The sequence below is a fragment of the Cyanobacteriota bacterium genome (genome assembly GCA_025054735.1).
Lineage (GTDB): Bacteria > Cyanobacteriota > Cyanobacteriia > SKYG9 > SKYG9 > SKYG9.
In genome coordinates this window covers 1-8,218 of record JANWZG010000156.1, presented here as the reverse complement: position 1 = coordinate 8,218, position 8,218 = coordinate 1, and the positions used below count along the sequence as shown (strand labels likewise).

Here is an 8,218-nt window from a genome sequence, read left to right as displayed (position 1 = left end):
AAGGACTGGAGAGTAGGAGGCTGAGCTTGGGTGGTTGACGTTGGGTCAGGGGCTGGCTGAAGATAGCCAATAGCGATGGGAATCTTGAGATCAAACAGGTCTTTTGAGTCATTCTCCTTGGCTTGGGTTTGGGTGATGGTCAGCTTTGCCAGTTTGTTGTCAGCATCCCAACTGTAGGCCACCTTATAGTCGGGGTGACCACCTCGGAACACGTACTGATCAAACAGAAAGAGTAGATTGCGTCCAGTGGCCTTTTCGATGGCGCGCAGCAGGTCTACGGTTTCTACTGTTTTATGGGCATTGTCGTTGACAAACGTGCGGATGGCTTGCCAGAACAGATCGTCTCCTAACTCTCGCCGAATCATGTGGTAAACGCAGGCTCCCTTTTCGTATAGATGGCGATCGTAGAGTTCGATCGCCTCTCGATACACATGGGTCACGATCGGGCGGCGATAGCGGTCTCGGTCTTCTGCCAGATAGTTCTGAGCCTCTTGCAGTAGGTAATAGGCAGCTTCATCTGCCCCATATTCGTGGGCTGTCCACAGCACCTCAGCATAGGAAGCCATGCCCTCCTTTAACCAGGCATGGGACCAATGCTTAATCACCACCAAATCTCCGAACCATTGGTGCGCTAGCTCGTGGGCCACCAGACTCTCAGTGCGCTGGTCATCTAGGCTGGCGCGTTCATCCAACAAACAGCGATCGGTCAGCAACGTAGTGGATGTGTTTTCCATGCCACCAAAGATAAAGTCTTCTACACAGACCTGGGCATACTTGGGATAGGCATAGGGATAGCCAAAGGTCTGGCTAAAAAATTCCATCATGCGTGGAGTTTTGCCCATACTACGACGGGCATCGGCTTCCCGTCCCTTGACCACATAGTAGGTCACTGGCTTACCCCGCCACTCGTCACGCAGTTCTGCAAAGTCTCCGACGGCTAAGGTCATTAGGTAAGAGGGGTGAACTTGCTGTTGCACCCAGTGATAAATCTTGGTGTCGCCCTGTTCTTCAGTGCTGACCAACTCTCCGTTAGAGATGGCCATCATCGTCTTGGGCACTGCTACTCGAATCTCTGAGGTGGCCAATTGCCCTGGATAGTCGAAGCAAGGGAACCAAAAGCGCGAATCTTCATCTTCCCCCTGAGTCCACACTTGTACGGATTTATGGGGATAGTGCTGATTGGGAGCTACAAAGTAAAGACCACGCTGGGGCTGATCCACACGGTAGGCGATCGTCAGGGTGATGGGGTTTCCAGCCGTTGTTGGTTCGGTAAGCTGAATGTGCAAATGTTCTCCGTCGTAGTCAAAGGGTTGGAGGCGATCGCCCAGAGTGACGCTGTAGATAGTCTGCTGTACAGCATCTAAGTTAAGGCTAGTAATGCCAGAGCGCACTGGGTTGAGGCGGATGGTGCAGGTTCCTTGATAGGACTGGTTAGGAATATCTAGGATCAAATCCAGGGCAATGTGTTCTAGCTGACCGGGACGATCGGGACTGTAATGGGGCTTAGCGCCGGGTAATTCAAAGGAATGGTAGCGATCGTCAAGAGATTCGCCAGTACTGATCAGCCAGTGCAACCCATACCCATGAAATTGTCCCATACCTTACTCCACAACTACTTGTCCACAATTACTGAAACTTGATACTGTTCCCGATGAAACCTAATGCTGCTTCCGCTTATCTATGTTGCCTTGCTTGGTCTGCAAGTATGTCTGGGCTTCATGCAAAACCTGTCTCGCTGCCGGAAACGTAATCAGCGCCATTGCTTGGTCAAAACTGGCCCAGGCATAGTTTTTAATTTCTGCTTCCTGGTGATGCACCTCCGTCGTTTGCACCCATGCTGGGAAATAGATAACTGTCTTGGCGATTTTTTGACCATCCTTTTGAAAGACATAATGTTCTGTAAAGGACACATCGTCAATGACCGTAAACATTTGAATGCCCGTTTCTTCCGTAAACTCGCGGCAAGCGGCTTGCAGCGGCGACTCCCCCGCCTCGGCATGTCCCTTGGGGAATCCCCAGTGTCCAGCGTTGTGCTGAATGAGCAGAAACCGATCGCCCTCTGGATGTCGGTGAACAGGAACAATGCCAAATGCTTCGTCTTTCATGAGCTTGTAAAAACTGGTTGCCTCCAGGATAGCTGGACAACTCACTAACGCAATAACTTCTCAGTGTAACCGCGAAATTCACAAATGTTACAGGAGATGTTACGGAAGTTGTTGCTTCAGCAGTGCTAGTGCGTCAGCGGTCAGCGCAATCCGCGTTTCAACCAGACTAGTATTATCTTTAAACACCAAAATGCACCCAGCACCGGCTGGAATACACTGCACAGCCGGATTAGTTAGTGAGATGACATCATACTTTACTTCAGGGATGGCTACCTGAATCACAACATCCTTTTGGGATTGCAGATAGATGTATAAGCGACTGTCACCGTGTAGTTCTAGCTTGCTGGGGGTTGTGCTTTTTTCCTCAGGCTTATCTGGGGTAGACCAGAATAGGGTGATGCCGCGAACTTGCGGATTACTGATTACAAATACTTCGTCAAAACGCTGAGGCGGCTCCCAAGCAGCTTGTTCTGGTGGTGAAAGCTGGGGCACAATCCGCTGTCGCCAAGTCACTTCTTTGCCATGTAGCCCTGACCACCACGCACTGATTTTTGCAAAATTAGCAGCGTTATCCGGGTTGGAACTACCGTGTTGCCAAACTGTTTTGACTTGCATGGGTGGTCTCCTGGTGAAATTAAGTGTGAAACATTAAAGTACAGTAGCGGCTACGTTGTTACTGAGTCACTCTATGGATTTGCCCCTAGTCTATCATCCTGACTATGTTGCGCCACTACCACCAGGCCATCGGTTTCCTATGGAGAAATTTCGTTTACTGCGGGAAATGCTGTTGACGAGTGGGGTAGCCACTCTGGATCAGTTTCACATACCAGAATTGCCCCCGCCTGCATGGTTAGAGTTGGTGCATACGGCTGACTATGCCCGATCGTATTGTGAAGGCACGTTGGCTCCATCTGCCCTGCGACGCATTGGGTTGCCCTGGAGCACTGCCCTAGCAAATCGCACCTGCATCGCCGTCGGTGGCTCGGTATTAACAGCCCGCTTGGCCTTGCAACATGGGTTAGCCTGCAACACCGCTGGAGGCACTCACCACGCTTTCCCTAGTTATGGATCTGGGTTTTGCATCTTTAATGATTTAGCGATTGCTGCTCGTGTGTTGCAACAGGAAGGGCTAGTGCAGCGTGTCTTGATCGTAGATTTAGATGTCCACCAAGGGGATGGCACTGCTGTCATTTTTCAGGATGACCCCACGGTGTTTACCTTTTCTATGCACTGTGAGGCCAACTTTCCCAGCCATAAACAACAGAGTGATTTAGATGTGCCGTTGCCCGTTGGCATGGAAGATGATGACTATTTGCAAACCCTAGCAACTTATTTGCCCGATGTTCTGACTCAGGTGCGACCAGACTTGGTGTTATATGATGCAGGAGTAGATCCGCACCGGGGCGATCGCCTGGGGAAACTGGCCCTGACCGATAGCGGCCTATTTCGTCGCGAGATGCAGGTACTTAGCACCTGTGTTTCCCAGGGTTATCCAGTTGCTTGCGTGATTGGCGGTGGCTATGCCGATGACCTAGAAGCGCTGGTTTATCGTCACTCCCTCCTCCATCGGGCTGCTGGCCAAGTGTTCTACCACTATCGGTTATAGGGAACAAAACCTCATCGTGGGCCTTAATAGTCCAGTTAGGATGTTGGTAGTAAGGATTTAGCACTATGAGCCTCAATGGCGATCAATCTGTCTTAACCAGCCAGTTTTGGCTGTATATGCAACCTATCTAGGGCAGCAGGCTCTGGCTCCAGACTCTTGAAACCTAGATGAATAACCTTGAGCAATGTTAGTGTTGGCTGTGCGTAGTTTAGGAGATTGAGTTAACCATGTCGGAACTAGCCACGGCTATGCTCCAACAGTTTGTGCAGTATTGCTGGAAACCAGTGGCCAACGTTGGGTTTTCTAGACTAACTCCAAGGGAACGGCAGCGCCTGATCACGATCGCAACCGTGATGCTCACCGTCAGCCTATTCCCCAGTCCTACCCTTGCCCAGCTATGTATCAGTCAGCTCAACCAGGGAATCAACGCTATCATTGACCAACCCCAGTTTGCCCGTGCCCGCTGGGGAGTCTTGGTGCAAACGTTATCGCCTACGGCGGCTGATCGACAAACGCTGTATAGTCGCGATGCTCGTCGGTTCTTTATCCCGGCATCGATGGCAAAGTTGTTTACAACCGCTGCGGCACTCGACCAACTGGGGGCTGGCTACCGCATTCGCACCTCGGTCTATGGTGCCCCTAGTGGAACTGGTTATCGGTTGCAGGTAGTGGGACGCGGTGACCCTAGCTTCAGCGATCGTCACCTCCAACAGCTAGCTGAGCAACTCAAGCGACGGGGAGTGCAGCGAGTTTCTCAACTGTGGGTAGATGATTCCTATCTGCGAGGGTCGGCGATCGTGCCTTCCTGGGCTTGGGAGGATGTGCAGTTGGGCTATGGCCCTCCGGTCAACAGTCTCATCCTCAATGAAAACGTGGTTGGGTTACAACTGCAACCAACCTCAGTGGGTGAACCGTTGGCCGTAGCTTGGACAGATGCTGATGAGGGCAGGCGCTGGCAGGTAGATAACCAATCCAAGACGGTTAGCCCTCCGGAGCCAGAAATCCTCAATCTAGAGCAAGATCCTAGAGTTCCCCGACTGTACCTGCGGGGACAATTGCTCGCTGGGTCTGATCCGGCTGACGTAGCCGTATCGGTGCTGGAACCTGCGTCCTATTTCCTGCGGCGGCTGCGGGCAACCCTAATGGCAGTAGGCATCAGAGTAGATCGTGCTGGTGTGCTATCTTCTCCCAACCAGCCTAGTGATCCAGAGCTGGCGTTCACCTTCTCTCCGCCGATCGCTGAATTGATCACCACCACCAACCAACTTAGCAACAATCTCTATGCTGAAGCTCTATTGCGCCAACTGGGGGCTACCCAATCTCCTAATCGAGACGCTACCCAAGCAGGACTCGATCGCCTCCGCACTGCCTTGACTAGACTAGGCGTAGATCCATCTGGTTATTTGCTGGCCGATGGCTCTGGGCTATCGCGCCATAATCTGGTCAGCCCAGAAGCCGTAGTGCAACTCTTACAGAGCATGGCGATGTCTCCCCAGGCGATGATCTATCGCAAGTCTCTAGCCATGGCAGGACAAACAGGTACCTTAGCAGGACGGTTCCAAGGCACAGTAGTCGCCAGCAACCTCCAAGGTAAAACTGGCACCCTCAGCGGGGTTGTGGCCTTGGCAGGCTATCTGACCCTCCCTAATCGTCCAACTCTGGTGTTTGCGATCGTCGTCAACCAATCGGAACAGTCCACGGCTACGCTGCGACGAGCACTGGATGACATCGTATTACTGCTCGGCCGCCTGGATCGTTGCTAGTTGACTGTAATCGCTTCAATTCTAGGAGTCGTTTCCATTTAGGTTGCAACAGTGCCCATACCCCAACCACCATTTCCACTCAAGGCAAAGATAACTGCTGGTTGATTGGCTCGCACAACCACCCTGGGTCGATGACTCACCAAGATGGGTTCTGGTTGCCCCCGCTCATTCACCCAAAACTGGTAGATACTACGGCTCTCTGAGGTACTCCCACTCGTCTAGGGCACACGTTCCCCTAGGTACTCTGCTAGGATGGTCACCGTTTTCTGCAATCGTTGTCCATGGCAAAAGTCTGGGAAGGGATGACGGTGAATTGCTTAGCTGGCCCAATTTCGCATCACGTTCACACTCTACTTAGATAACAACATCGACCCTCCTTCTCACCTACCCACACTCTGGGCCTTTGTGTTTTTCTTTGTGTCTTTATAGCTTCCCTCCTATCCTTCATCCTTATCTTCACTTCCGGCCCTACGGTGCAGCAGGGGATAATGAACAGTGAAAGATCCCCTAAGGTTTGGAGGCCAGGACAGCAACCTGCACTGCTAGATGAAATCTAGAGAGGATTCCGCAAAGGTGACATACTCTCGTCCCTTTCTACACTCAACGCTGATGTTGGCAGTTCCGTCGATATGGTGAGAGAGTGCAAGATTAGTATACTCAATCAGTAACTTTAAGCTTTTTTCTATCATGAATCGCAGGAAACAGTAAGGATCAAAGTTATTGCACAGCGATTCCCACAACTTTATTTTTTTCCTCGTTTTTTCAGGATCGAATTGGTTGACATAGGAGATGGTCAACGTTATAGTTGCAAATGGCGGTGAAAGCATCGCAACTGACTGTTTATTCATTATTCTTTCATTTTTAGGAGATTGAATCAATGGAGGCTTCTGGTAGTAGTTGCATTTTTGCAACGAATCGAGAAACCGTTGTGCTTGACCAAATGTCTGACGAAGACCCTGACCCTCACCCTGCGCGTGGTCTGGGGGCGATCTTGACTGCGTATCGCGTTCACGCGAGCGTAATGATGAATCTGCCCAGTATGACTCTAGTCTAGAGTCCCGGATTCATCTCCTGATCGCCACTGGGCACGGCGATTGTACCGATAAAGGAGATGAACGATGGAAGATCTTAGATGCTTATTTTGATAGCGGGTAGGCACCCCGACTTAAATCCGTAAAGGCTGGGGTATGGTTGCCGTTGAGGCTCGTGGTGACGGCTTGAGTCCTTGCTGAAAGTTTGCTAACGCTCGTGCATCGCTATTCATGGATCAACGGCACTGGCAAACCCTGGGATTCAAAATTGCAACTACAAAACCCATGCTCATAGGGCTACAGTGCGCTTACGTGCGCTGGGAGCGGGTTGTCTTTTCTAGCGATCGTGTAGTTGTGGTTTAAACCGCCAGATAATTTTCAAACACTTTATCAACCATTTGCGGTTGAGTGCCTAAAAGAGGCGGGTTGGTTTCTGTTACGAAACTTGTGCTTTCTCCTGTTTCAAATCCTCTGTTTGTGAGGTCGAAATGGGTTAATTTTTCGTGCCGTGAAATTGAAAAATTAGCCTGTAGAATTGCATTGTTTTTTTGCAAACTGGCTCTGAATTGAAAGCCATGGCTGTCTAGGGAGGTGAGTATCATGCTCGTAGTATTTGAATTTGTTCTCGATCACATTGATGATGTGTTGGCAGTTGTTTGTGGTCAGTTTCTCAAGGTGCTGTTTGGGCGCTGGATTGATGGCTGGATGAAGCGTGCGGCTGCTCGCAAACCAGCACAGGATGAGCAGCCCGGTGAGCTTTGCCTCCTTCCCTCGGTCTAATCTGTTTCACCACAGAGACACAGAGGACACTGAGGTATTGCTCTGTGTTCTCTGCACCTCTGTGGTAGAGCTGTAAGTTTTTGGGTCAGAGCAGATGAGTTTTGTTAGTTAACTGGTTGTTTTGGACTGTTTGAACATCTATCCCATTAACGAGAGGAGGTGAGTCATGCGGAATACTTCCACCCCAGTTCGGCGCGGGCGGGGCAATGCCAGCGATCGCGCCCTGGAAAGCGCCAAGCTATCGTTGCGTGCCCTGGAAGAAGCGGGCAACAATATCGATCAAGTGTTGCGATCGCTCGACAGTAGTCGTAAAGGCTTGACTGAAGCTGATGTCCGCGATCGCCTGCGCAGGTATGGCAAAAACGAAGTCAGTCACGAAAAGCCCCCCACCTGGTACGCACAGTTATTTAAGGCATTCAACAATCCCTTTGTCTGGATCTTGGTGGCACTGGCAGTGGTTTCTTATGTTCTGGACTATGCCCTGGCTGCTCCTGAAGATAGAAGCCTCAAAACTGTAATTATCCTGTCCATCATGGTGCTGGTCAGCGGCTTTCTGCGGTTTTTCCAGGAATACCGTTCGACTCAAGCTGCTGAGAAACTGAAAGCTCTGGTCAGCACGACCGCAACAGTCATTCGTCGCGAGACCCTGGATGTCCCCGGAACTCGCCGGGAAGTGCCCCTGAGCGAACTGGTTCCCGGCGACATTGTGGCGCTGTCTGCTGGCGATATGATTCCCGCAGACGTACGGCTGTTGACCTCAAAGGATTTGTTCGTCAGTCAGGCAGTGCTAACAGGGGAATCTCTGCCGGTGGAAAAGATGGCGGACGTATCGCCGGAGGAGATCCGACGGTTGCGGGAGGCCCACACCCCGCCCCTGGATTGGCCCAACGTCTGCTTCCTGGGTACGACGGTGGTGAGCGGCACGGCCCAGGC

General features: G+C 51.3%; 10 protein-coding genes. 6 read left to right on the top strand and 4 right to left on the bottom strand.

The window, feature by feature from the left end:
• From NZ772_09225 to NZ772_09215, 3 genes are all read right to left on the bottom strand, one after another.
• Positions 1 to 1,598: M1 family metallopeptidase (locus tag NZ772_09225; protein MCS6813733.1), on the bottom strand; the 1,598-nt coding region annotated here is incomplete at its 3' end.
• 60 nt (positions 1,599 to 1,658) lie between these two features.
• A complete protein-coding gene (locus NZ772_09220) occupies positions 1,659 to 2,105 on the bottom strand; it encodes an NUDIX domain-containing protein (GenBank protein ID MCS6813732.1) in 447 nt (148 codons plus the stop codon).
• 99 nt (positions 2,106 to 2,204) lie between these two features.
• On the bottom strand, positions 2,205 to 2,720 hold the full coding sequence (locus tag NZ772_09215) for a hypothetical protein (protein ID MCS6813731.1): 516 nt from the start codon (positions 2,718 to 2,720) through the stop codon (positions 2,205 to 2,207).
• 73 nt (positions 2,721 to 2,793) lie between these two features.
• On the opposite strand from NZ772_09215, the gene NZ772_09210 reads away from it, so the two are divergent.
• Together NZ772_09210 and dacB are read left to right on the top strand one after the other, a co-directional pair.
• Entirely contained in the window at positions 2,794 to 3,711 is a 918-nt protein-coding gene (locus tag NZ772_09210; GenBank protein ID MCS6813730.1) for a histone deacetylase, read from the top strand.
• Positions 3,712 to 3,938: 227 nt separating this feature from the next.
• Positions 3,939 to 5,474 (top strand): D-alanyl-D-alanine carboxypeptidase/D-alanyl-D-alanine-endopeptidase, encoded by a 1,536-nt coding sequence (dacB, locus tag NZ772_09205; GenBank protein MCS6813729.1) that lies wholly within the window; start codon positions 3,939 to 3,941, stop codon positions 5,472 to 5,474.
• A gap of 38 nt (positions 5,475 to 5,512) precedes the next feature.
• Here the strand turns inward: dacB and NZ772_09200 are convergent, their stop codons facing one another.
• Positions 5,513 to 5,647 carry a hypothetical protein gene (locus tag NZ772_09200; GenBank protein MCS6813728.1) on the bottom strand — a complete coding sequence of 45 codons (135 nt, stop codon included), beginning with the start codon at positions 5,645 to 5,647 and terminating at the stop codon, positions 5,513 to 5,515.
• Positions 5,648 to 6,351: 704 nt separating this feature from the next.
• Between NZ772_09200 and NZ772_09195 the strand changes: the two genes are divergently transcribed.
• The 4 genes from NZ772_09195 to NZ772_09180 form a co-directional block, all read left to right on the top strand.
• Positions 6,352 to 6,528: a hypothetical protein gene (locus NZ772_09195; protein MCS6813727.1), complete on the top strand. Its 177-nt coding sequence runs from the start codon at positions 6,352 to 6,354 to the stop codon at positions 6,526 to 6,528.
• Positions 6,529 to 6,736: 208 nt separating this feature from the next.
• On the top strand, positions 6,737 to 6,868 hold the full coding sequence (locus tag NZ772_09190) for a hypothetical protein (GenBank protein MCS6813726.1): 132 nt from the start codon (positions 6,737 to 6,739) through the stop codon (positions 6,866 to 6,868).
• A gap of 237 nt (positions 6,869 to 7,105) precedes the next feature.
• Positions 7,106 to 7,285, top strand: a complete 180-nt coding sequence (locus NZ772_09185; protein ID MCS6813725.1) for a hypothetical protein — start codon at positions 7,106 to 7,108, stop codon at positions 7,283 to 7,285.
• A gap of 166 nt (positions 7,286 to 7,451) precedes the next feature.
• On the top strand, positions 7,452 to 8,218 hold a 767-nt coding region (locus NZ772_09180), incomplete at its 3' end, for a cation-transporting P-type ATPase (GenBank protein ID MCS6813724.1).